This window comes from Chryseobacterium elymi (assembly GCF_003385495.1).
Taxonomy (GTDB): domain Bacteria; phylum Bacteroidota; class Bacteroidia; order Flavobacteriales; family Weeksellaceae; genus Chryseobacterium; species Chryseobacterium elymi.
In genome coordinates, this window is sequence record NZ_QNUH01000005.1 from 149,023 (window position 1) to 174,737 (window position 25,715).

Annotated in this window: 23 protein-coding genes; 14 read left to right on the plus strand and 9 right to left on the minus strand. The window is 37.2% G+C overall.

The window, feature by feature from the left end; all coding sequences use genetic code 11:
* Positions 1-37: 37 nt before the first annotated feature.
* The 5 genes from DRF60_RS07595 to pnuC form a co-directional block, all read right to left on the minus strand.
* The gene (locus tag DRF60_RS07595; RefSeq protein WP_116011499.1) at positions 38-2,605 is read right to left on the minus strand and encodes a TonB-dependent receptor domain-containing protein; all 2,568 of its coding nucleotides are present in this window, start codon (positions 2,603-2,605) and stop codon (positions 38-40) included.
* A 169-nt stretch (positions 2,606-2,774) separates the two neighbouring features.
* Positions 2,775-3,800, minus strand: coding sequence for an endolytic transglycosylase MltG (gene mltG, locus DRF60_RS07600; protein ID WP_116011500.1), 1,026 nt, complete (start codon positions 3,798-3,800; stop codon positions 2,775-2,777).
* Between the two features lie 29 nt (positions 3,801-3,829).
* Entirely contained in the window at positions 3,830-4,597 is a 768-nt protein-coding gene (gene dapF / locus DRF60_RS07605; protein WP_116011501.1) for a diaminopimelate epimerase, read from the minus strand.
* 91 nt (positions 4,598-4,688) lie between these two features.
* Positions 4,689-5,390: a hypothetical protein gene (locus DRF60_RS07610; RefSeq protein WP_116011612.1), complete on the minus strand. Its 702-nt coding sequence runs from the start codon at positions 5,388-5,390 to the stop codon at positions 4,689-4,691.
* Entirely contained in the window at positions 5,387-6,064 is a 678-nt protein-coding gene (gene pnuC / locus DRF60_RS07615) for a nicotinamide riboside transporter PnuC (protein ID WP_116011502.1), read from the minus strand. Before pnuC ends, DRF60_RS07610 begins: the two co-directional genes overlap by 4 nt.
* Positions 6,065-6,229: 165 nt before the next feature.
* Here pnuC and DRF60_RS07620 point away from each other — a divergent pair, with 165 nt between their 5' ends.
* From DRF60_RS07620 to hemN, 3 genes are all read left to right on the plus strand, one after another.
* Positions 6,230-7,774, plus strand: a complete 1,545-nt coding sequence (locus tag DRF60_RS07620; RefSeq protein WP_116011503.1) for an APC family permease — start codon at positions 6,230-6,232, stop codon at positions 7,772-7,774.
* Positions 7,775-7,827: 53 nt separating this feature from the next.
* Positions 7,828-8,841 carry a WD40/YVTN/BNR-like repeat-containing protein gene (locus tag DRF60_RS07625; protein ID WP_116011504.1) on the plus strand — a complete coding sequence of 338 codons (1,014 nt, stop codon included), beginning with the start codon at positions 7,828-7,830 and terminating at the stop codon, positions 8,839-8,841.
* A gap of 177 nt (positions 8,842-9,018) precedes the next feature.
* Positions 9,019-10,377, plus strand: coding sequence for an oxygen-independent coproporphyrinogen III oxidase (gene hemN, locus DRF60_RS07630; RefSeq protein ID WP_116011505.1), 1,359 nt, complete (start codon positions 9,019-9,021; stop codon positions 10,375-10,377).
* Positions 10,378-10,428: 51 nt separating this feature from the next.
* On the opposite strand, the gene DRF60_RS07635 is transcribed toward hemN, so the two are convergent.
* Positions 10,429-11,799, minus strand: coding sequence for a PQQ-dependent sugar dehydrogenase (locus tag DRF60_RS07635; protein WP_116011506.1), 1,371 nt, complete (start codon positions 11,797-11,799; stop codon positions 10,429-10,431).
* 218 nt (positions 11,800-12,017) lie between these two features.
* Here DRF60_RS07635 and secD point away from each other — a divergent pair, with 218 nt between their 5' ends.
* From secD to DRF60_RS07680, 9 genes are all read left to right on the plus strand, one after another.
* Positions 12,018-14,927 (plus strand): protein translocase subunit SecD, encoded by a 2,910-nt coding sequence (secD, locus tag DRF60_RS07640; protein ID WP_116011507.1) that lies wholly within the window; start codon positions 12,018-12,020, stop codon positions 14,925-14,927.
* Positions 14,928-15,175: 248 nt separating this feature from the next.
* The gene (locus tag DRF60_RS07645; RefSeq protein ID WP_116011508.1) at positions 15,176-16,411 is read left to right on the plus strand and encodes a TCR/Tet family MFS transporter; all 1,236 of its coding nucleotides are present in this window, start codon (positions 15,176-15,178) and stop codon (positions 16,409-16,411) included.
* Between the two features lie 47 nt (positions 16,412-16,458).
* On the plus strand, positions 16,459-17,358 hold the full coding sequence (locus DRF60_RS07650; RefSeq protein ID WP_116011509.1) for a helix-turn-helix domain-containing protein: 900 nt from the start codon (positions 16,459-16,461) through the stop codon (positions 17,356-17,358).
* 75 nt (positions 17,359-17,433) lie between these two features.
* Complete coding sequence (locus DRF60_RS07655; protein ID WP_116011510.1) at positions 17,434-18,090, plus strand: hypothetical protein; 657 nt, start codon at positions 17,434-17,436, stop codon at positions 18,088-18,090.
* Positions 18,091-18,162: 72 nt separating this feature from the next.
* Positions 18,163-18,642: a DoxX family protein gene (locus DRF60_RS07660; protein ID WP_116011511.1), complete on the plus strand. Its 480-nt coding sequence runs from the start codon at positions 18,163-18,165 to the stop codon at positions 18,640-18,642.
* A gap of 161 nt (positions 18,643-18,803) precedes the next feature.
* Positions 18,804-19,139, plus strand: coding sequence for a Sec-independent protein translocase subunit TatA/TatB (locus DRF60_RS07665; protein WP_116011512.1), 336 nt, complete (start codon positions 18,804-18,806; stop codon positions 19,137-19,139).
* 3 nt (positions 19,140-19,142) lie between these two features.
* Positions 19,143-19,709: a phosphatase PAP2 family protein gene (locus DRF60_RS07670; RefSeq protein ID WP_116011513.1), complete on the plus strand. Its 567-nt coding sequence runs from the start codon at positions 19,143-19,145 to the stop codon at positions 19,707-19,709.
* Entirely contained in the window at positions 19,706-20,518 is an 813-nt protein-coding gene (locus DRF60_RS07675) for a tetratricopeptide repeat protein (protein ID WP_116011514.1), read from the plus strand. The genes DRF60_RS07670 and DRF60_RS07675 overlap by 4 nt, the downstream gene beginning before the upstream one ends.
* A 94-nt stretch (positions 20,519-20,612) precedes the next feature.
* Positions 20,613-21,068, plus strand: coding sequence for a tRNA (cytidine(34)-2'-O)-methyltransferase (locus DRF60_RS07680; RefSeq protein ID WP_116011515.1), 456 nt, complete (start codon positions 20,613-20,615; stop codon positions 21,066-21,068).
* Between the two features lie 67 nt (positions 21,069-21,135).
* On the opposite strand, the gene DRF60_RS07685 is transcribed toward DRF60_RS07680, so the two are convergent.
* A complete protein-coding gene (locus DRF60_RS07685) occupies positions 21,136-21,609 on the minus strand; it encodes a 23S rRNA (pseudouridine(1915)-N(3))-methyltransferase RlmH (protein WP_116011516.1) in 474 nt (157 codons plus the stop codon).
* 122 nt (positions 21,610-21,731) lie between these two features.
* Positions 21,732-22,721 carry a GlxA family transcriptional regulator gene (locus tag DRF60_RS07690; protein WP_116011517.1) on the minus strand — a complete coding sequence of 330 codons (990 nt, stop codon included), beginning with the start codon at positions 22,719-22,721 and terminating at the stop codon, positions 21,732-21,734.
* 119 nt (positions 22,722-22,840) lie between these two features.
* Here DRF60_RS07690 and DRF60_RS07695 point away from each other — a divergent pair, with 119 nt between their 5' ends.
* Both DRF60_RS07695 and DRF60_RS07700 read left to right on the plus strand, forming a co-directional pair.
* A complete protein-coding gene (locus DRF60_RS07695; RefSeq protein ID WP_116011518.1) occupies positions 22,841-23,290 on the plus strand; it encodes a DUF1569 domain-containing protein in 450 nt (149 codons plus the stop codon).
* A gap of 237 nt (positions 23,291-23,527) precedes the next feature.
* Complete coding sequence (locus DRF60_RS07700) at positions 23,528-24,538, plus strand: YihY/virulence factor BrkB family protein (RefSeq protein WP_116011519.1); 1,011 nt, start codon at positions 23,528-23,530, stop codon at positions 24,536-24,538.
* On the opposite strand, the gene nhaA is transcribed toward DRF60_RS07700, so the two are convergent.
* On the minus strand, positions 24,535-25,713 hold the full coding sequence (gene nhaA / locus DRF60_RS07705) for a Na+/H+ antiporter NhaA (RefSeq protein ID WP_116011520.1): 1,179 nt from the start codon (positions 25,711-25,713) through the stop codon (positions 24,535-24,537). The genes DRF60_RS07700 and nhaA overlap by 4 nt on opposite strands.
* Between the last annotated feature and the right edge of the window lie 2 nt (positions 25,714-25,715).

Here is a 25,715-nt window from a genome sequence, read left to right on the forward strand (position 1 = left end):
AATCCCGGAAAATATTTTTTCCGGGATTTTTTGTGTATTACATGGGAACTTGCTGGTCGTCGCCCGCTGCATTGGAGTTAATATCTTTTTTCCTTTTAGGCTGCTCTACCTTCTCACCCTGCTTGAACCTGTAGGTCAGAGAAACTGAGAACTGTCTTGGCTGCCATTGCATATAAGAATCTCTTACGCTATTTGCTGTATATGTTGTAAATCTCATCGCTCTGGTATTGAAAATATCCTGAACATTAAATGCTAAAGTTCCGTCACCTTTCCAAATTGTTTTAGATGCGCCGAAGCTGATGGCATACATATCTTTTCTGTCCTGATAAGCCGTTTTCTGGGCTCCTCTGTAAAACCCTTGTAGTTGGAAACTGAATGTTTTATCAACTTTAACCGTTGAAGTAAGTCTCGCTCTTGTTGAAAATCCTTTACCATTAAAATCAGCAACTGCCTGAATAGGATTGCCATATTTATCAAAGGTATCATATAGAGTGCTGCCTTTTGTATTGTAACCAAACAAATCTACATTACCTAAGAATTTCAACCAACTTGTTGCATCCCAGTTAAAGTTTAAATCTAAACCGAAACGGTCATCTGTTCCGAGATTAATAGGTTTTGTATGGGATACAATGCGTTCACGTTCAGTTAGATCTGTATCAATATATTTTTCCTTGAGGTTGAATACTAACATTTTTGTATCATCAGTCTGATGTCTGTAATACAATGTTGGGTTGACTGTAAATTTCTTTTTTGAAATGCTATAACCAAATTCAAAAGAATCTACGTATGATGGGTTAAGGTTAATATTTCCGTCAAAAATATTTTGGTTATCACTATAATTTGGGTTAGGAATCATAAAGAAAGATCTTGGGCGGTCAATTCTTCTTGTATAATTTACCAACAACTGATTATTCTTTGCAAATTCATAACTTAAATAAACACTTGGAAATAAGTTATTGTAATTTTTAGTGGTAACAATCGGTTGTTTCGTAGGGTCAAGGTTTTGATAATTAATATCTACTTTAGATAATTCATCTCTTAATCCTAACTGATATCCTAATTTACCTATTTTACTTTTAAACTGTAAATAAAAAGCATTGAAAGTCTCTTTATATGTCGCATCATAAGTATATGGTTTAAGGAAGCTTAAAGTAGGTGCTGAAACAGTACTCTGCAAAACATCATTACTGTAATCATTAGTGTTGATGTCTATCCTGTAACCCGCCTCTAATTTTGAATTTTCACCGATAGGTAATTCATAATCAGCTTTACCTATAACAGCTTTATTTATTGTATTCTGGTTAACCACATTTTTAAGTAAAAATGCTCCATTTTGAGTCTCATCAACATGAGTGTCATTATATGATCTGCTTCTTTGTAAGCTTAATGATAGAAATAGATTCTGACCTTTATCATCAAATTTATGGTCTAAACCAAAATCTCCCTGGAAGGCTAAATTATTATTAGTTCCAAAGGTTGTTCTGTTAGAAACACCATTCGGATTTGCTAAATAAGAATATTTATAATCAATATTTCCAAAACTTTCACTGTCAAAAGTTCTTACAGTTCCTGATGCGTTTACGGATGTTTTTTCAGAAACATCATAAACGATACCTGCAGAAGCATTATAGTTATTATTTTTACTTTTAGTTTCAGAGTCCTGATTTCTGGTAATTAAATCATCACTTTTCACCGCATTAGTAAAATAATCATCTGTTCTACTGGTATTTTTTGATTCCCTGTAGCCACCTCCGCCATTTAGGAACCATGTAAAGTTCCCTTTTCTCCAGTTAAGATTAGTATTCAGGTTGGTTTGAGGAAGGTAGCCTAACGTTCCGATAACACTACCGTTAAAACCAGTTTTCTTGCTTTTCTTTAAAATAATATTCAAAATACCCGCTGTACCGCTAGCCTCAAATTTAGAAGAAGGATTAGTAATTACTTCAATTCTGTCGATCTGATCTGCCGGAATACTCTGAAGTGCATTGGCGCCATCATCTATCCCAAGAAGGGCAGAAGGTTTCCCGTTGATCAGGAACTTCACATTGGAGCTACCTCTCATCGAAACCGTACCGTCGGTATCCACAGAAACAGAAGGAACATTCGAAAGGACATCCTGAAGATTTCCTCCCTTACTTACAATGTCCTGCGAAGGATCGTAAGTTCTTTTATCAAGTTCAACTTTGTAAGGCTTTGTAGCTGCAGCAGTAATCACCACACCTTGTATTTCCTGGGTTTTGCCGTCTAAAGTGCTTGTTGCCTCAGGTTGTATGGATAATGCACCAATATTTCCGGGACCTGCAATACTTTTATTGACTATACTTTTTTTATAGTCGATTGCCTCTACTGTAATATCATAATTTCCAGGGGCAAGTTCCAGTTTGTACTGTCCTTTTTCATCGGTCAGTACAGCATCGCTTAATGATTTGTTCGCTTTGTTGCTGAACGTCACAGAAGCATAGGGAACCGGCTGGTTGTTTTTGTTGACAATCATTCCCGTAACGCCTGCTTTATCCTGGGCAAATGCCATTGCAGCTGCCGAAAGTATAAAAGTGAGTGCTAACGTTTTTTTTGTGAAAATGTTGACAATTTCCGTCTGATTCATAAGGTATTTTTTGTGTAAAATCGTAAGAATATAAGTCTTAATATTGTGAAATCATTAATTGGGTTTGATTTCAAAGTATTACGATTTATGTATTATTTATAGATGTATAAGTCGTATATAATTGTTAAATGTTAATTAGCGTATTGTTAAATAAAGTTAAATTAATTTTTTATTTGATATTTTTTGAATTCAGCCAGTCCTGATAAGCTTTTGCATTGATGGCATGCTCTTCAGCGCTTGCTGTAAATTTATGATAGCCAAATCTTGCAGGGTCAGCACACATAAATATATAATTGTTGTTTTCTGCATTCAAAACCGCATCTACAGAGCTTTTATCTACCACGCAGATAGGCCCTGGAGGAATTCCTGCATTTGCATAGGTATTGTATGGTGATGGCGTAGACAAATGTTTATAAAGTACTCTTTTGATCGGATCTTTAAAATTGGTCTGTTTGTTAATTGCATAGATCACCGTAGGATCAGACTGTAGCTTCATTCCTTTTCTGTATCGGTTCAGATATAATCCTGCGATCGTTTTCATTTCATCCTTTTTTCCGCCGGATTCTTTATAAACGATAGACGCCAGGGCATAGATCTGATCTCTCGTCAGGCCGGATTGCTGTTCCTTGTTTTTTCTTTCGTTTGTCCAGAATTCATTATACTGCTCATCAAATTTTTTGAAGAACTCTCTCGGGCTTACTGTCCAGAAAAAATTATAAGTATCAATGAAAAAATATTTTTTCAAATCCTCTGCATTTTTGTGCCCTTTTTCTGATGCTACTTTATTCAGATCGTTTACAAAATGTAAAGAGTCCAGTTCCGTTTTTTTTGTGATTTTTCCAATCATTTGGTACATGTCTCCAAAATCGCCGATTCTGAAGGTATTTTCCGACTGATTCCCGGCCTTGATCATATTCACAAGGTTAGTGTTTCCTGCTCCTGACTGAAAATGGTAGCGGCCCGGCTTAAAAAATCTATCAAGATTTTTATCCCTGGCAACCGCTTCAAAAGCTTCCTTATCTTTTACATATGGAGCCACCGAGTCAAGAATCTGTTTGAAATCCGCTTTGTGGGGAATCAGTACATATCCGTCTTTCTTTACGTTGTTTCCATAGTATTTATTATAAAATCTCAAACCAAAAAATCCTGCCGCTCCTACAATAATGAGAGCGATAATGAGAACAGTTTTTTTCATTATTAAAAATTTGATTAAAAGTTTAGTTTTTAAATAAGATCTATTTTACCTCTAAAAACTTGCTTTGCGGGACCTTCAAGCCAAATATTTTGAAAAGAATTTTCGTTTCTTTCAGCATGAACCTTAAGATTACCCCCTAAAGTTTTAACTTTTACGGAGATTAGATTGTTTTTTTGGAGAAAAGTTAAAGCAGAAGCCGTAACTCCTGTTCCACAGCTGTAAGTTTCATCCTCAACGCCTCGTTCATAGGTTCTTACAAAAATTTCATCATCAGTAATTTTTTCTACAAAATTCACATTGATGCCTTTTTCCTTATAATTTTCGGAATTTCTGATGCCGTGTCCTTCTGCAAAAACATTGTAATTCACAAGATCTTCCACATATTTTACATAATGAGGTGATCCTGTATTCATCACGGTGTCTTCTCCATCGGCCGAAATTGTATTCACATCAATCATCTTTAATTTAATGATACCGTTATGGATTTCTGCTTCATGTTCACCGTCTGTCGCAATGAATTTGCATCTATCCTCAAAAATATCAAGAAAAAAAGCAAAGGCTACCAGGCATCTTCCGCCATTTCCGCACATAGTGCTTTCGCCGCCATCAGAATTATAGTATACCATTTTGAAATCATAGGCATCGTCATTTTCCAGAAGGATAAGCCCATCGCCACCAATTCCGAAACGTCTGTCACATAATTTTTCAATAATATCTTTCTCCTTAGGGAACTGCAGATCACGGTTATCAATCATTACAAAATCATTTCCGGTCCCCTGATATTTATAAAATTCCATATTTTTTAGTCTAAAATTAACGAGCAAAATTAATATATTTAAAATGAAAAACGAACAGTGTTAGCTGTCCGTTTTCTTATTTATAATCGTTTTATCTAAATCCGCCTCCGCTTGACTGCTGTCTCGTAGAACTGCTGTTTTGCTGAGTGTTATTCTGGGTGCTTGTGCTTCCCCTAAACCCACCGGAAGATTCTGTTCTGGTGTTGTTCTGGTTTTGTTTGTACTGCTGTGTATTTCTGAACCCACTACTGCTTTGGTTCTTCTGGTTTCCCTGATTGTTCTGAGAATTTCCGCCTGAATTTCTAAAGCCCCCATTGTTCTGATTACTCTGTGGTCTTTGGCTGTTATTAGAATTGTTGTTATTCGAATTTCTGAATCCGTTATTACTACTGTTATTTCTTGTGCTGCTTCCTCTGTTGTTATTGAAGCCACTGTTATTATTACCTCCGTTGTTGTTATTGGTACGTGTATTCTGGAATCCGTTATTAGGTCTCTGTGAAGTTACCGTAGTTTTTCTCTCAACGTATACTTTTCTTCGGCTGTTCCCTGAATTATAGTAATAATATGGAATACCATTGTCATAATAATAATTGATATCGTTTCTGTAATAATAGCCGTCATTTCCATAATAACCGCCGTTTCCATAATATCCGGAAGGGGCATAGTAATATCCGTTATTATAATACGGATCTCCGTAGCCGCCATTGTTTGCATATCCGTCACTATATGCCAAACACGATGTTAAGCTGCTTATAGCTACGATACTGAATGCTATTTTAAATAAATTTTTCATGACTTTATTGTACTTTTTTCTTTTAAACTTTTTTTCCAATTAAGGTATCCTAAGATCGCCATTATAGTAAATACCAAATATTGAACCGAAGTGATAGCGAGTTCTTTAAAAATCATCATAGGGATGCAAATAAAATCTCCGATGATCCAGAAAATCCAGTTCTCAATTCGCTGTTTGGCCATAAACCACATACCTACTAAAAATATAGAAGTGGTGATCACATCCAGCCAATTCGCCCAATCCAGATGATATAACCCTAAATGAGTGCCCTCCAGAGAAAATTGATTGTCAATATAAGGTTTGTAATAATAAATAAGGGTAACCAGTGCTATGCTTAATACAAAAAGTATCCCGGCGAATATTCTTTCCTTATTTGTTGCCCAGCTTACCTCTACATGAATATGATCTTTAGAATTTTTTGACCAAAGTACCCAGCCGTAAATGCTCATTGCGGTATAATACACATTAATCATACAATCTCCCAGAAGACCAAAGTTAAACAGAATATAAACGTAGATCAACGTAGAAATGATACCTGTAGGGTATACCCAGATATTCTTTTTTATTGAAAAATAGACGCTCAAAATTCCGAAAAATGTACCGGTGGCTTCCAGTAAAATTTGTAGACTACTGTAGTTTTCATACGGCTTTACAAAAAGATCATATAAATTCATGCGATCAAAAATAAGCAAAAATTAGCACTTTTGAAAATAAATTAAATAATGTGTAAATCAGTTTTTTAAATTTTTTATTTAAAATAAATCACGAAAGTTTATTAATAAACCTTAAGGTTTATAAATTTTTTATATTTTCGTAAATCTTTAATTAAATAAAAAAACATGTCTAAAATTTGGGTTAAGAAGCCAATGAGCGCTTATGAAGCTGATATCAAAAAGAGTCAGCTGAAACGCGTTCTGGGAAAATGGAGCCTTACTGCTATCGGAATCGGAGCAATCATTGGAGGAGGAATTTTTGTACTTACAGGAACAGGTGCGTATTATAATGCAGGGCCTGCACTGGCACTTTCATTCGTAATTGCAGGGATAGCCTGCGTATTTGCAGCACTTTGTTATGCAGAATTTGCTTCCATACTTCCCGTAGAAGGTTCAGCTTATGCTTATGCTTATGGTACAGTAGGAGAAATTTTTGCATGGATCATAGGATGGGGGCTGATACTTGAATACGCTATGGGATCCATGACGGTCGCCGTATCCTGGTCAGGATATTTTGCCAAGCTTCTCAAAATGTTTGGACTGCATCTTCCTGCTTATCTTACCTCAGATCCGCAAACCTATATTGCAGCAGGAAACTCTGGGTTTTCCATGAACTTACCCGCATTTTTAATTGTTTTCTTTGTAATTTCTATTCTGGTAAGAGGAACCAAAGGTGCTGCTAAAGCCAATAACTTTATTGTAGTTCTTAAAGTTTCTGCCATTATTTTTGTAATCGTTGCAGGAGCATTTATTATTTTAAATTCAGCTGAACCTTTTAAAAACTGGGTTCCTTTTATTCCTGATCCAACCACTATTACCGAAAATGGAGTCTCGCATTCCGCCTACGGTCTGGCAGGTGTGGTTGCGGGAGCATCAGCTATTTTCTTTGCATATGTAGGTTTCGATGCCGTTTCCACACAGGCGGGAGAAGCTATTAACCCTAAAAAAGACGTACCGTTTGCAATCATCGCTTCGTTGATCATCTGTACGCTTTTATATATCCTTGTTTCTTTGGTGTTAACAGGAATGATGCATTATACAGACTTTAACCCGTTGGGTAAATATCCGGATGCGATCAAAGCACCTGTAGCATATGCATTTGATATTGCCGGATATGCATGGGCTGGTTACATTATTACCATTGCTGCTACAATAGGATTGATCTCTGTACTGATGGTAATGATTATGGGACAGTCAAGAATTTTCCTTGGAATGTCTAAAGACGGATTGATCCCGGCTACTTTTTCAAAAGTAAACCCTAAAACTGGAGTACCTACAAAAAACCTTCTTATTTTAGGAGTGGTAATTGCTATTATTGCCTCTCTTACACCGATTAATGATCTTGCCCATATGACCAGTTTCGGAACCTTGTTCGCGTTTACAATGGTATGTGTAGCAGTTTGGGTATTAAGAGTGAAAGAGCCTAATTTACAGAGAAACTTTAAAGTTCCGGCTTTACCTCTTATTGCCTGTTTAGGTATCGCGATCAATGTTTATCTGATCTTTAACCTGAGCAAAGAAGCGCAGATGTATTCTTTTGCATGGCTGATCATCGGATTCTTTGTGTACTTCCTGTACAGTAAAAAGCATTCCAAGCTTCAGAACGGAGGTTTTGGAGAAACTTTTAAAGCAGAACAGGAGCCTTTAGAAAAACCTGATATAGATTTATAAAAAATATCAACTTAAAATCCACAGAATTCTGTGGATTTTTTATTTTTGTCTCTATGAAAAAAACTTTTTCCATTTTATTGGTATGCTTGGGAATATTTATGTTTTCCCAGCAAATAGAAAGCTTTACCACTATTTTAAATGACAAGATAAGCATAAGAGCTCTTGAAGTTTATGATAATAAAGTCTGGTATACCGGAACAGATTCAAAGTTTGGCTTTGTTGATCTTAAAAATAACAAAGACCAAAAACAGCTGGGTCTATCGGATAAAAAGCTTCAGTTTAGAACGCTGGCACAGGATAAGAGTTCTTTTTATGCTATTAATATTGAAAGTCCTGCCTATTTTTTTAAGATTAATAAAAAAGATCTGAAGTCAGAAATTATCTTTACTGATACTGTGAAAACTGCTTTTTATGATGCTCTGCATTTCGTGAATCATCAGCTGGCTTATACTTTCAGTGATGCAGATAAGGATAATCTACTGAAACTGGCTGTTTACAGTAATGGAAAATGGAGAATGTTCAAAAGTGATATAAAACTGAACAGCGGTGAAGCGGCTTTTGCAGCAAGCAATACCAATATCGCTTCAACAAAAAAATATCTGTGGATTGCAACTGGCGGAAAAGCATCAAGAATCTTAAGAATGGATTTAAAAAAAGAAAGTATCCATGTTTTCGAAACCCCTTTTATCCAGGGAGAATCTTCTCAGGGAATGTATTCAATAGATTTTTATGATGATAAATTTGGGATTGCAGTAGGCGGAGATTACACCAAGCAGGATGAGAACATCAATAATATTGCCACGACAAACGATGGTGGTGAAACCTGGCAAATACAGGCTTCCGGACAAAATGCAGGCTACACGACCTGTGTGAAAATTAAGCCAGGTTCAAAAGGTAGAGAGATCATCTCGGTAGGAGATAAACATATCAGCTATTCTTCTGATTTCGGGAAAACCTGGAAAAAGATTTCTGATGAGAAAGGATTTTTTGTTTGCAGTTGGATAGATGGCAATACCGTTGTTTTTGCAGGAAAAGACAGGATCTCAGTCATGAAATTAAAATTTTAAATCTTAGGGATAGAATTTATCATTATTTGAAGGATTCCCGTAGCAATCATATTTAGACTCATTATAAAATACGACCTAATATATTTCATGGTTTAAAATTCATTCGTAATGGTTAATTTTGCAGGATGAAATTTATTTTATGTTAAATTTCATAATGATAATATTTTAAATTTTGAAATGGATTCTTTAATAGATAAGTATAATATTCCCGGACCGCGTTACACGTCTTATCCCACAGTTCCTTATTGGGACGAATCTACATTTTCTTCTGAAAAGTGGAGGGAGAGTGTGATCAGGTCATTTCATGAGAGCAATGCAGAGGAGGGAATTTCTATTTATATTCATCTGCCCTTCTGCGAAGCATTGTGTACGTTCTGTGCATGCCACAAGCGTATTACAAAACAGCACAGCGTTGAAATTCCATATCTGGAAAGTGTTTTAAAGGAATGGAAGCTTTATCTGGAACTTTTTGAAGAAAGACCAAAGCTGAAAGAACTTCACCTTGGAGGCGGTACCCCTACATTTTTTTCGCCAAAAAATTTAAAAACCTTATTAGAAGGTATTTTTGAAACCGTAGAAATAGCAGAACATCCTGAATTTTCTTTTGAGGGACATCCGAATAATACAACAAGGGATCACCTTCAGACTTTATACGATCTTGGCTTCAGGAGGGTAAGTTTTGGCGTTCAGGATTATGATCCTAAAGTTCAAAAGGCCATCAACAGAATACAATCCTTTGAAAATGTAAAAAATGTAACAGAATGGGCTAAGGAAATCGGTTACAGAGGAATTAGTCATGATTTGGTTTTCGGACTTCCACACCAGAGTTGGGATGCTATGGAGCATACCATCAGAAAAACAATGGAGCTGAAGCCGGACAGGCTTGCATTCTATTCTTACGCACACGTTCCGTGGGTAAAAGGGGTAGGACAGAGAGGATTTGATGAAAATGATCTCCCAACGGGCGAAGAAAAACGCCGTTTATATGAAGACGGGAAAAAACTGCTTGAGAATTTAGGATACATAGAAGTGGGAATGGATCATTTTTCTCTTGAACATGATGACCTGTACCAATCCCTGATTCATAAAAAGCTTCACAGAAACTTTATGGGCTATACTTCAAGCAACACCCAGCTGATGGTAGGTCTTGGAATGTCTGCCATTTCAGATTCCTGGTATGCTTTTGCCCAGAATGTAAAAACGGTGGAAGAATACCAGAAGATTATCGAAGAAGGTAAAATTCCAGTGGTAAAAGGTCATATTCTGGACGAAGAAGATCTTACCGTAAGAAGGCATATCCTGAATCTGATGTGTCAGCTTGAAACGACATTTACTGATAAAAATTCTTTCCCGGAACTGGAAAATGCGTTTGAAATGCTGAAAGAAATGGAAAGAGATGAATTGGTGGAGATCTACGACAGTCAAATCAAGATTACAGAAAAAGGAAGAGCGTTTACGAGAAATGTTGCAATGGTTTTCGATCTCAGAATGATGAGGAATAAACCTGAAACGAGAATTTTTTCTATGACGATATAAAACAAAAGCGGTTCCCATCAGAACCGCTTTTTTATTGAAGTAAAATTGCTGTCATTTAATAATAAGTTTCTGGCTGTAAGATTTCACATCTCCCGATTTGATGATCAGGTAATAAGCTCCGGAAGGAATTCCTGTAATATCAACGCTGCCGTCATTTTCAATTTTTGCTTTCTCCAGAACTATTTTTCCTTCCGTACTGATAAGATCTGCAGTACTTTTCATATCTGCCAGACCTTCAATGAATACCTTTTCGGAAGCAGGATTGGGATGGACGTATATGGAAGTTAAGCGGTCTGTTTCATATGTTGCCAGCGCTCCGGTTGTAATTTTAAATATTTTCCCGCTGTTTACCGCTGCCACAAACAATTCTTTCTGAGAATTCTGTCCAAAAGTAGAAAAATTGTTACCTGTACTTGCAGAATTCCACACAATGGAATTATCCGGATTCATAATTCCGATCTGTGAAGAACAGTAATCTGCAAAGAAGTATTTCCCCTGAAGTGCGGGATACTGACTTCCTCTGTAAACATATCCTCCGGTTATGGAGCATTTTCCTCCTGAATGATCATACACAGCAACCGGGAACGTCATCGTGGACATGGGGGCACATCCTGTTGTATTGTAGGCATTATTGCCTTCATAACATCGCCATCCGTAATTGATTCCGGCTTGGGTAACAGGCATTTTATTGATCTCCTCGATGGCCCCTTGGCCTACATCAGCGATCATTACATTTCCTGTATCAGTATCAAACGAAAATTTCCAGGCATTTCTAAGTCCATAGGCCCAGATCTCATCAGCCCCGGTTACTGAAGTTCCTGCAAAAGGATTTCCGGGTGGAATATTATACGGTTCTGTAGCATTCACATCTATCCTTAACATTTTTCCCAGAAGTGAATTTATATTTTGGGAATTGTTATTAGGATCTCCACCGCTTCCGCCATCTCCTGTAACGATCCAAAGATTTCCGTCGGAAGCAAAATGAATGCTTCCTCCGTTATGATTGGCAAACGGTTTAGGGATATTCAGGAGGATTTTTTCAGAAACAGGATCTGCAACGTCAGGATTGGCAGAACTCACAGAATATCTTGCTACAATGATATTTCCGGCGGTATTGTTATAATACACAAAGAAATATCCGTTGGTTGCGTACTGGGGATGAAATGCAAGGCCAAGAAGGCCTCTTTCTCCTCCGTAAAGAACTTTAGAGCTGATATTCAAAAAATCAGCACTGTTGATCATTCCGTTAGGCTGAACGATCTTGATGATCCCATTCTGCTGTACAACGAAAAGGCGGGTGTCATTGGCATTTGTAATTTCAACGGGGCTGGTGAGCCCTGACGCAAATTCTACTAAATTAATGTTTTGAGAATTAACGATTAAAGAAGAAAAAACGCCTAGTGTAAAAAATAGTTTTTTCATAATATTTTGATATTTAGTGTATTGATAAGTGAATGAAAATTTTATACCAATCGGAATTTGAAAATTTCATTACGATAAGGAAGAAAAATTATTAAATCTTAAATAGAAGTTAAAACCCGGATATATCTGAAAATAAACCGTTTCTGCTGTTAAAAAATTCATAAAATAATAATAAAATCATTATATTTGCCGACTTAATTTAACGTAGTTATAACAAAATGCAAGGAAAAGGACTTATTACAATTGTTGCTATTGTACTAGGGTTAATTTGCTTAAATGAGCTATTACCAACTTGGTACGCCAGCAAAATTGAAAGGCAGGCGACTGCTGTTGCAGGAGACAATCCAGAAAAGTATCAGAAAGAAATTACAAGACTTTCTAAGGATACTTTGAACCTGGGATTCACAAAACTTTATTACACTAAAGCCAAAGACAAGGAAATGAAACTTGGTCTTGACTTGAAAGGTGGGATCAACGTTCTTTTGGAAATCAACCAAAGAGATCTGGTGAATGATTTAACCAATTATTCTACCAATCCTGTCCTTATTGAGGCTTTAAACAAGACGGATGAAGTTCAGAAGAATTCTACAAAATCTTACATCGATAATTTCTTCGATCAGTTTGAAGCGATCAACAAAGCAAAAGGGACCAATCTTAAGCTTGCAGATACTGAACTTTTCGGGAATACCAATTTATCGGAGATCAAGTACAATACGACTGATGATCAGGTAAAAAGTATTATTAAAAGAAGAATTGACCTTTCTGTAGGTACTGCTTTCGAAGTAATCAGAACCAGAATCGATAAAATGGGTGCCGTGCAGCCAAACGTTCAGAGAGTACCGGGTACGGCAAGAATTTCTGTTGAAATGCCTGGTATGAAAGATATCGACAAAGTGAAGAAAATGCTTCAGACTTCCGCAAAACTACAGTTCTGGGAAGTACAGCAGGTTCCTGAAATAGCACCATATTTCCAGACATTGGCTACAATGGTGGCTATAAAAGGTGATTCTATGGGGGTTGCGAAGAATACCAACTTCATGAGCCTTTTAAACCTTGACAAATTAAGATCAAATGGTGTTGCAAGCGTGAAACTTTCAGATACTGCTGTGATAAATAAAATTTTAAGCAGCAAAGTTGGTCAGTCATTACGTCCATCCAACATTAAATATACCCAGTTCATGTGGGGTTACAAACCTGAAGCTACAGATGCAGAAAGTTTAGTATTGTATGCGATCAGAGGTAATATCAACCAAAAAGCTCCGGTAGACGGTGCTGTTGAGACGGCGAGCATTGGCTACGATGAGCTAAGCAGAGTGGTCGTAGATATGCAGATGGATTCTAAAGGGGCTAAAGAATGGAAAACATTAACTGAGAAAAACGTTGGTAGACCGGTAGCGGTAACATTGGATGGCAGAGTATATACTGCTCCAAATGTTGTGAACGCTATTCCTAACGGTAGAACACAGATCTCAGGTAACTTCTCTCAGGACGAAGCTAAAGAACTGGTAGACGTTTTAGGAGCCGGTAAATTACCGGCGGGTGCAAAAGTAGTTCAGGCTACAGTAGTAGGACCTTCATTAGGACAGGAATCTATTAATGCTGGAGTTATCTCATTTGCTATCGCATTCCTTATCATTATTATTTATATCATTTTCTATTATGGTGGTGCAGGTGTATACGCTGTAATTGCAATGATCATCAACTTATTCTATATTTTCGGAATTATGGATTCCGGAGACTTTACATTGACACTTCCTGGTATCGCGGGTATCGTTCTTACGATGGCGATGGCAGTCGATACGAATGTAATTATTTACGAAAGAACCAAAGAAGAATTATTTGCAGGAAAAAGCATTCTGGAAGCTTATAAAGACGGTTTTAAACATGCATTAAGTGCGATCATTGATGGTCATTTAACAACATTACTGACGGCTGGTGTACTTTTCTTATTCGGAACGGGTCCTATCAAAGGATTTGCACTGACTTTAGGAATTGGTATTTTAATGACATTCTTTACTTCTGTATTGCTTTCCAGGGTAATGATCTTCACAAGATTAAATAAAGGAAAACATCTTTCTGTCTGGACTGCTCCAACGAAGAACCTATTCAGAAATACCTGGATCGATTTTATCGGAAAGAGAAAATATGCCTATGTCATTTCCGGGATTTTGACGTTAGTTTGTATCGCATCTATTGCTATGAACGGTTTCAAATATGGAATTGATTTTACAGGAGGTAGAAATTATGTGGTTAGATTTGATAAAGATGTTAATGCTGAGGATATCGAAAAAAACTTAGTAAAAGTATTCAAAACAGAAGACGGTAAGAACTCTTCTGTTGAAGCTAAAACATTCGGTAACACCAGACAGTTGAAAATCACTACAGATTATCTTATCAATGATGAATCTTTAAAAGCTGACCAGACTGTAGAACAAAAATTATACGAAGGATTAAAGACCAGCTTACCTGCCAATACTACACTGCGTGATTTCAAATCTGCAGATAAAGAACAAGCGGGAATCATTTCTTCTGAAAAAGTAGGACCTACGGTAGCAGATGATATCAAAACTCACGGTATGCTTGCTGTAGCAGCAGCTTTAGCAGGGATCTTTATCTATATCTTGTTAAGATTTAGAAGATGGCAATTTTCACTGGGAGCTGTTGTGTCTCTATTCCATGATGCAATCATTATTTTAGGGACGTATTCATTGCTTCATAAATTCATGCCGTTTAATATGGAGATCAATCAGGATTTCGTTGCAGCAATTCTTACGGTATTAGGATACTCAATCAATGATACCGTTATTATATTCGATAGAATTAGAGAGTATCTAAGAGAGAAGAAAGCTTTAACATTGGCTGGATTATTTGATGACTCTATCTCAAGTACATTAGGCAGAACATTCAACACTTCATTTACAACCATCCTTGTAATTTTAGCAATCTTTATTTTTGGTGGAGAAAACCTGAGAGGATTTATGTTTGCCATGTTAATAGGTATCGGATTTGGAACTTATTCGTCTATCTTTGTTGCATCGGCAATCGCTTATGATTTCCTTAAGAAAGGAAAAGAAGAAGAGGTACACGGTAAATCCACTTCCAGCAAAGAAGTGCTTGCTTCAAAATAATATCAACTACAATAAATAAGTAAAGACCGTTTCGAAAGAAGCGGTCTTTTTGTCTGAATTATACAGAACGGATTGAGGTTAGCCTGTAATTTAGGATTTCAATTTAATATTTAAAATTCAAGGTTAAAATTGATATTTGTATAACCCGCATTTGAAGTGTGGCATCTAAAATCTTGACTCTTGATCTTGGCTGTTCCTCCACAATTTAGAACCATTATATTTCCAGATTTCATTATTTTTGCAGCATTATGGAAAATTCAAGGAAAAAAGCAGCTATCGGCTTTATATTTATTACTCTGCTCATTGACATTACTGGATGGGGAATCATTATTCCGGTAGTTCCCAAATTAATTGAGGAACTTATTCATGCCGATATCAGTGAAGCAGCAAAATATGGTGGCTGGCTTGGTTTTGCCTATGCATTTACCCAGTTTATCTTTTCTCCGGTGGTAGGAAATCTAAGTGACAAATACGGAAGGAGACCTATTATACTGATCTCTCTCTTTGGATTTGCCGTAGATTATATTTTTCTTGCTCTTGCACCCACAATCTGGTGGCTTTTCCTGGGGCGGGTTATTGCCGGAGTCACGGGGGCCAGTGTAACAACGGCTAGTGCCTATATTGCTGATATTTCTACAGACGAAGATAGAGCGAAAAATTTCGGTCTTATCGGGGCTGCATTTGGCTTGGGGTTTATTATTGGCCCTGTATTGGGAGGAGTTCTGGGACATTATGGTGCCAGAGTGCCCTTCTATGCAGCGGCAGGTTTATGTCTTTTAAATTTCCTTTACGGTTATTTCGTTCTTCCTGAAAGTTTAGATAAAGATAAGAGAAGAGAATTCGACTGGAAGCGTGCAAATCCTGTTGGTTCATTTAAGTTTTTAGGGAAGCACCCGGAAATTTCAGGATTGATATTTGCCCTGATTTTAATCTATATTGCAGGACATGCTGTGCAGAGCAACTGGAGTTTTTTCACCATGTATAAATTTAGCTGGACAGAAAGAATGGTTGGGATTTCATTAGGAGTTGTAGGACTTTTAGTTGGTTTAGTTCAGGGTGTTCTTATACGCTGGACAACTCCCAGACTTGGCGAGGAAAAAAGTATCTATTACGGATTAGCACTGTATGCATTAGGGATGCTATTGTTTGCGTTTGCTACAGAAGGTTGGATGATGTTTGCGTTTTTGGTTCCTTACTGTTTGGGAGGAATCTGTGGGCCGGCGTTGCAGTCAGTGATTACGAAAAGCGTTCCTTCCAACGAGCAGGGAGAGCTTCAGGGAGCATTAACCAGTTTGATGAGTGCCACTTCCATCATAGGACCGCCGTTGATGACCAACCTGTTTTATTTCTTTACCCACGATGAAGCCCCATTTGAATTTTCAGGAGCACCATTCTTCCTGGCATTTATTTTAATGGCGATAAGTGTGATAATGACCTATTATGCTTTTCAGAAAAAAGATAAAAAGCTGATCAAAAAATTGTAATTAGAAGGAGCTTAAAGATTGAAATTGTTTTAAATTAAATAGATCGTATGGGTCGTATTCCTCAATATAAGCCCGATGACTTTAATCCGATCCTTGATATAGATTGGACCGAGAAAAGTGCAGCAAAAAAAGATCTGAATGAATTTTTTATAGAACCGCTTCACGTCCTCAAAGATGCTAAAACCCCTTCTCTGCCGCACAGGAAAACAGTCAATGATTTTATATTCATCAGGAAAGGGAGTATAGAAAAAATGGTATGTTCCAGCCTGTATGGAGTGCAGGAAGGAATGATCATGCTTCTCCCACCACATAAAATCCGGACATTCATCAATAATACACCTGATGTAGAAGGATTTTACTGCCACTTTTCCAATGAATTCATTGCCGATGGCCCTGGTCTGAAATACTTACAGGATATCCTGCATCATGCTGATATTATTTACAATCCGACCCTTTTTCTTGATGATGAACATCGGGAGAGGATCTTTCTTGTCCTTCAGCAGATGGAGGCCCTTTATCATCAAAATCAAAGCTTAGATCTTATCCGGCTGTATCTTTTTACCTTATTGGGAGAGATCCGGCATTTTATAGAGAAGCTTCCACTTCCAAATCTTTCTGTTAGTGAAACATTGGTATTCCGTTTCCGGAAGCTGATCACCAGCCAGATCCAAAACCTGCATTCAGTGAAAGAATTTGCTGATCTGCTCAGTGTTTCACCCAATCATTTAAACAAATCTGTAAAAAATGCTACGGGTAAAACAGCCTCAGAAATTATCAATGAATCTTTATTGATGGAAGCCAAAGCCCTTCTTTCGCTATCTCATCTTTCTGTTTCAGAAATTGCCTTTGCATTGGGAGTAGACGATGTTTCCTATTTTTCCCGCTTTTTCAAAAAGCATAGTGGTGTAAGCCCTTCGGATTATCGTAAAGGGATTGATTTGTCCTAATAATAGATTTGTCTGTTCTAACCATATTCTATTTTATTTCAGAATTTTGCTGGTATAATTGATGACGGATAAAACATGAAAAAAATACTATTTCTAACAGCCGGTTTAGCTCCCTTACTGTTCTGTTCTCAAAATAATATCCAGCTCTCAAATCCACCTGTTATATTTGAAGCTTTAGCCGGAAACAAAGGATTTGCTTCCCAGATGACAGTGAATAAAGCATTTGAAGGTAGCAAAAGACTGGAGTTCTTCAGTGTGGCCAATATCTCCTCGAAATGGTCGGAGGATAATTCTAAAGATGCCATGATCCAGGCTAACATTACCTTTGAGATCATCAAAAACATCCGTTTACTGGGCGGTTCTCATTATACACCTGCAACAGGTCTGCGTCCTACTGCCGGATTTATGTATTCCCGGAATTTTAATGATTTCTTATTGGTGGTTAATCCAAGATTTATTGGCTTTTCCAAAAGCAGTATTGCCGAAGGTTTTGTTATGATAGAGTACAAACCTAAAATCAGTGAAAACTGGAACGGATACTCAAGAATTCAGGGATTGTATTCCGAAACCATAAAAGACGGAGAACATGCCCGCAGCTATCTGATGCTCAGACTTGGGGTAAGCTATAAGTTGATCACTTTTGGTGCAGGCGCCAACTTTGACACTTACGGACCTTTTAAAGAAAGTAAGCAGAATTACGGGGTATTTGCTGCTGCCAGATTATTTAACTAAAAATATAAAGCTTACTATTTTATACAATTAAACCTGTTGAAACTTATCAAACAATTTATTTAATCCTTTATTATGAAACATTTATTTTTTAAAACGAATGAAACATGGACCGGAACTTTTCTCAGATGGACATTAAGCATTGTTTTTATCCCGCATGGCCTGCAGAAGACATTCGGACTCTTTGGTGGAATGGGATTTACCAAAACCATGGACCTTTTTATACATGATCTTAATCTGCCTTTTATTGCTGCGTTTACAGTAATAATGGTTGAGTTTTTAGGATCATTTCTTCTGCTCTTGGGGTTAGGTACAAGATTTTGGGCGTTGTCATTTATCGGATTAATGACAGGAATTATGCTGACGGCTCATGTGGAGAACGGTTTCTTTATGAACTGGTTCGGAACTCAGAAAGGAGAGGGCTGCCAGTTTGATATTCTAGTCATTGGAATTGCTTTAGCCTTACTGTTTGAGGGTGCTGGAAAATTATCAATGGACGGATGGATATTTAACAGACGTAATAATTTAACGGATCAATCAAAAACAGAGGCGTAAATCAAAAACGTTTAAGAACAGTACAAAGCAAAAATGCTCAAACCCACAGACTCAAACCCCAAATTCTGCAACTTGAAACCTAAAAACGTCCAAAATCTTAAAATTTGTTTAAAATTTTAGTTTCCTATAAATAAATGTATAAACTTTCGTAATTTTACAACATGGAATTAAGCATTGGAGAAATGGCACTGATCGCGGTGGCGATTGTTGTATTATTCGGTCCGGATAAACTTCCTCAGATAGCACGTGACTTAGGGTCAGGTGTTAGAAAAATGCGTGGAGCTGTGGAAGATATTAAAACTGAGATCATGAAGGAAACAGACAATCCTGTTTCTGAGATCAAACGCGAAATTGAGAAGGTAAAGGATGCTGCAAAAAATTTCAATCCTATGAAGAATATTGAAAAAGATATTGTGACAGAACCTTCCGCTACTAATGAACCTCCAAAACTAAAGCCTGCCGATGACGAAACCTACGAAGGGCCTGTAAGCAGATAATTCATGGAAGAAATCATTCAGGAAGATAAAAAGGTTTTTCTATACCTTAATAATTTGGGCGATACTTCCTTCGACCAGTTTTGGATGCTCATTTCCAGTACATGGATCTGGGTACCGCTTTACATCATGTTTCTTTACTTTTTATACAAGAGTTATAAACTAAAATCCTTAATTTTTATTCTTATATTCATTGCACTTGGAGCTACCGTTTCTGATCAGCTGGCAAGTGTTTTCAAATATGGAGTGGCCAGGCTTCGGCCCTGTCATGATCCCAGCTTAGAACATTACATGAGGATCGTGAAGTGCGGTGGACAGTACGGGTTTTATTCTGCCCATGCATCCAATACCTTCTTCCTGGCAGCTTATTTAAGTATTTTATTGAAAAAGCAGCTCAATTGGTTTCCATATGCTATATTTGCATGGGCTGTGGTGGTTTCTTACAGCCGGATATATTTAGGAGTGCATTTCCCGATAGATATTTTGGTGGGGGCGTTTGTTGGATCTTTATTGGGAGTGATATTTGGAGTACTCGCCAAAAAAGTCATCAACAAACAAAATATAGCTTCATGAAAAAATCTTTATTACTGACAGCATTCATATACTCCTCATTCAGTCTTTTTGCACAGGATAAGAGTAAAGCCGAAGAATGCTTTAAAAAAGCTGATTACAAGTGTGCGGAAGAGCAATACACTAAGCTTGCAGAAAAAGAGCAGATCCAGAAATTTCAGTCCGAATACTATAATAATCTGGGGACAGCCCAAAGGAGGCTTGGAAAGTCTTCACTAGCTTTGAAATCTTATGAATCCGCTTTAAAGGCCAATCCTTTATCAGCTCCTGTATATGCCAATCTTGCATCACTGAACAGCCAGAAAGGAAATAAGATCAAAGCATTGGAATACATTTCCACCGGTCTCAGAATCGATGCCGAAAATCCTGAATTTTATCTTACCCGTTCCAAGATCTATGACAGCCAGGGGAAAAAAGATCTCGCCCTGAATGATCTTGAACAGATCCTGACTTTTGCACCGGATAATATTTTTGCCAAAACGGGACTGGCCAATCTAAAGAAAAATAACGGTGATCTGGACGGTGCCTTAAAAGACTACAATCAGTTGATTGCTGAAAAACCGGAATCCCTTCTTTATAATGGTAGGGCAGATGTCTACTTCAAAATGAAAAAGTCCAAAGAGGCTCTCACAGACGTTAATAAAGCCATTTCCATAGATCCGAAATTTTCCCATTCTTATGTAACCAAAGCATTGGTTCTATTTGACACGGCAAAACCTAAAGAAGCTTGTGAAAATCTGGATAAAGCAGTAAGCCTGGGCTATGAAAAAGCTATTTTAGCGGACTATTATGCTAAATGTGTGAAAAAATAAACCTTATATAAATCATTCTTTACGGGCGCGGCATGAAATGCCGCGCCCGTAAAGAATGATTATAAGCCAAAATAAGTCATAAATAAAGAAATAAATGCTGAATATTGTTCTTATAGAACCCGAGATACCCAATAATACAGGTAATATTGGGCGGCTATGTGTGGGGACGGAAAGTAAACTGCACCTGGTTCATCCGTTTGGATTTGTAATCAATGATAAGAACCTGAAAAGATCTGGTTTAGATTATTGGGTGCATCTTGATGTTACTGAATATGCAAATGTTGAAGAATGGATAAGGAATATCCCAGATCCATCCCGCGTTTTCTTAATGAGTTCACGTGCTGAAAAGTCCTATCTGGAAAATAATTTCCAGGATGGTGACTGGTTGGTTTTTGGCAAGGAAAGTGTGGGTTTGAGTAAGGAAGTTTTAGAGCAGTTCGAAAATCATTTGACTATTCCTATGTCAAAACTGATCCGAAGTTTTAATATTGCCAATTCCGTTGCTTTTGTCATTGGCGAAGCCAAAAGGCAGATTGATCTGAAGGTGTAGGGGATTGGTTGTTGGTTTTTAGTCTGTGTGTTAAGCTTGCAATCTGAAATCTAATATCTGAAGTCTATTAATCATTATGATACGGTTTTCCCTGCAAGATCTGATCAGCACGGTAAAGCTGTTCAACAATAAACAGACGGATCATCTGGTGGGTAAAAGTCATTTTTGATAAAGACATTTTTTCATTGGCCCGGCTGTACATCTCCTCAGAAAAACCATAGGCACCTCCGATAAGGATATGAACTTTTTTTACCGAAGAATTCATCCAAGTATCAATTTTCTGCGCGAATTCACGGCTGGTGAACTGCTTGCCTTTCTCATCTAGGAGTATAGCAAGTTCATTTTTATCAATATAATTTAAGAATAGCTTAGATTCTTCCTTCTTCAAAAGTTCAGGTGAGAGGTTTTTTGCGTTTTTTATATCCGGAATTTCAATGATTTCAAAATTCCAGTGTTTGGGAAGACGGGTAAGATAGTAATTGATCAGGGACATGATCTCCTTGTCATCTGTTTTACCGATACAAAGTAAGCTGATTCGCATGTATAGAGGATTTTAAAGAACAAAGATACCATTTTTTAATGCTAAAAAAGAAAAGGTTAACCTTAGAGTATTTTAAGACTCGGCCTTAAATATTAAATCTTTAAATTTTTTCATTCTTTCAATTAACTGCTTATTTCCTGTCCTTTAAACTTATTCCTGTAATCAGCAGGTGTGAATCCGGTAATCTTTTTGAAGACTGTTCTGAATGTTTTTAAATCATTATATCCCATGCTGTAGGTAACATCTGCAATATTGGCTTCTCCGGTTTCAAATGCTTTTTTTGCAGCTTCCACTTTCACACGCTGTATATATTCAATAGGATTTAACCGGGTCGCATTCTTAAATCTCCGGATAAAATTCCGTCTGCTCATATTCACCTGGCCGGCAATCTGCTCTACGGAGATATCTGTTCTGAATGTTCTCTCAATGTAGCTCTGTGCCTTATGAATTTCATCATCGTCATGAAGACGCTGTCCCGAAAAAACAGCGAAAATGTTTTGTGAGGTTCGTCCATAATCCAGTGCATAAAATTTGCTCAGCTCAACAGCTATTTCTTTGTTCAGGCTTTGTTCTATAAAATACAGCATGGCATTTAAAGAGGAAAAACCGCCTCCACCGGTAATAATGGCCTTTGAATGCGTCACCACATGATCAGGTTTGAAATCTATGCGTGGATACCTTTTCTGCAGATCCTCCATGGCACCCCAATGTGAAGTAGCAGACATATGATCCAGTAAACCTGATTCTGCAAGAAAATAAGCCCCCGTACAAAGGCTGATCATTTGCGCTTTTTCATCGTATTTTCTTTTGATCCAGTTGATGAGGGCATTGTTTTTAGCTAAAAATGCATCAATATGTGCAGGATCCGTATCCATTGGCGGAATAATGATAACATCGGTCTCAAACTTTTCGGAGATCATTTTGCTGCAGCAGAATTGTAAGGGAAGATTAGATTGTACTGTTTTGTTCTGGACACCGATCAGTTCTATCAGGAACGGAACGTCAAACCCTTTTTTCTCAGCTGCTTCATTGGCACTCATCAGAAGAGAAGCGGTATTGGATACGGCTGTAGACAGTACGCCTTCATATATTATAATCGAGACATGTTTCATCGCTATATGTATATTGTTTATAAAGTTATGTAAATTATGGCACAAAATACACTGTTGAATGTCGTTTTTGCGTATCAGGATTTAATGTTAACCATCATAATTTTACAAAAAGATGTATTATGAAAACAATATTTGATCACAACGTAAGAGAAGAACTGATTACAAGAATTGGTTCACTGGGACCAAAGAATACGGCACAATGGGGAAAAATGAATCTTTTCCAGATGACAAGACACTGCACGGTATGGAACGATTGGATACTGGGAAAAAATAATCAGACCTACAGACAGGAATTTTTAGGACGGTTGTTTGGGAAAATGGCGCTAAAAGGTCTTGTAAAAGATGAAACCCCGATTAAGAAAAACATACCTGCAGGAAGCTTTGCCATAAAAGAAACCGAGGGAGACTTGGAAAATGAAAAAAAGATCTGGATGCAGCAGATCATAGCTTATGAAAACTTTTCAAATCCGGATTTTATTCATGATTTTTTTGGTAAAATGAAGAGAGAAGAGATTGGGATTTTTGTTTATAAGCATATGGATCATCATCTGCGACAGTTTAACACTTAAAACCTGTTATACAGATTCAAAACTTTTAGAACATCTATTACTTTTCAAATACTGTTTTCTTTCCTGAGATGGGGAGATAATAGCTATTCTGTACAATTGATGCATAACAATCAATTTCAGCTTTATAACAGGATAAAGAAAATGTTTATATTTGTATATAAGACTTATTTGAAACAGCGGATGCTTCTCCTTTTAGGAGGTATAGAAGCTGTTTAGTAAGGAAAATGCACCAAATAGATGAGTATAAAAGTTCCCAGATTTATCTTGAAGATTCAAGAGTTTTTTGATGGTATACATATTCCTGTTTTGGGAATATCACTTTGGCAGATGTTCCAGATCTATATTTCCGGAATTTTCAAAGGCAATATTGGAAGAAAGGCGGCAGCCATTTCATGGAGCTTTACCATCAGTTTGTTTCCTTTTCTGCTCTTCTTGCTTTCCGTTTTGCCATATATGCCGCATTATGACAAGCTGCAGTTTTATATTTTTGAAGTTCTGATGCATAACGTTTTTCCTTCTGATATGGAGGGCGATGTAAGAGGGTATATTGAAACCAATATCATCCCGAATATGAAAGGCATTAGTAATCTCACTATTGTTTTGGCATTGGTTTTTGCCACCAACGGAACTTTTTCCCTTATCAATGGGTTCAATGAGAATTCAGACGAAAAGCTCACTGATGTCAAAGAGTTTATCCTTTCTTTTTTTATCACAATAGGCTTTATTACTATTGTATTTCTTTCACTTTTCGGAGTATACTATGTAGAGGTTGTTATGAAGCTTTTTACTCCGGCTTATGATATTTCCTGGCTCGTGAATAACCTTTCCAAAATCATTGGGTTTGTATCTTTTCCGCTGTTTTATTTCATTCTTTTAGCACTTTTTTACTGGCTTGGAACGGTGAAAATTGCCAGATTCAGACAAGCGGTACCAGGAGCTATTTTAACGACAGTTTTGTTTGTTCTTACTACCTTTATCTTCGCGATTTATGTGAAAGATATTGCAAGATATAACGTTCTTTACGGGTCCATAGGGAGTATGATCCTGCTGATGGTTTGGGTAAATGTGAATGTGTATCTTCTGCTGTTCGGAAACGAGCTTAATATGGCCCTCAGAAAACTCAGAATCGAAAAGCTGTTGTCTGATGAGATCAAAAGAGAAGCAGCTCATTATCACGCACAGGTGACAGAGCCTAATTTAGAAAGCGATGAAGAACACAAAAGAAAGCTGGAAGAGAAAAAAGATTAATTTTCTACAGCATTCATATCTTTTTTAGAGCTCATACTTAATATTACAAACCCTAAAACCGCTGCTAAGAAAGAAGCAATCAGAATGGCAAATTTAGCTTCATCCTGAATTGGGATATTATCTTTAAAGGAAAGAAGCGCAATAAAAATGGACATAGTAAAGCCTATTCCAGCCAGTAATCCAACACCGACCATTTGTAGCCATGTACTGTTTTGAGGCAGCTCGCTGAACCTTAATTTAATGGCGATAAAAGAAAACACATTGATCCCGATCAGTTTTCCCAATATCAGTCCACAGATAATTCCCAAACCTAACGTACTTGTCACTCCCGTTACCATTTCGCTGGTAAAAGCAATATTAGTATTCGTTAAAGCAAATATAGGCATGATCAGAAAACTTACCGGAAAATGGAGCTGATGCTCCAGCTTTTCAAGAGGAGAGATTTCTACATCAGATACATTCGTAGGAATGGAAAAAGCAAGCAAAACTCCGGCTATCGTTGCATGAATCCCGGAATGATGCAGGAAATACCATAAAAATAATCCCGGAATAATATAAAAAATAATACGGGTAACTTTCAAAAAGTTTAAAAGAAACAGCAGTGCTGCCGTTCCAAATGAGAGCAGGAGATAGGTCCAGTGAATTTGTTCAGTATAAAAAATAGCGATCACCAGGATGGCACCCAGATCATCCACAATAGCCAGTGCCGCAAGGAATATTTTAATTGAATTGGGGATCTTTTTTCCCAGCATTGAAATGATAGCGAGTGAAAAAGCAATATCTGTAGCCATAGGAATTCCCCAGCCGCTGCCATACTCTGTTCCGGAATTGAAGAAAGTATATATTGCTGCAGGAACCAGCATTCCTCCTACCGCTGCAAAAATAGGTAATGAGGCATTTTTGAAAGAAGAAAGCTCACCTTCCATCATTTCCCTTTTAATCTCGAGTCCTACAAGTAAAAAGAAAACGGCCATCAGCCCGTCATTGATCCATATGCTCACAGGATAGGTAAGGTGAAAGAGGTGTGTGCCCACTTCTTTGTCCAGAAAGTTCTGAAAATCTTCACCCGCAGACGAATTGGCGATTAATAATGATGCAAGTACGCAGAAAATAAGTATAATTCCCGATGACTGATTGCTGCTAAAAAATTTTTTAAAATATAAAGATAAATTCATGT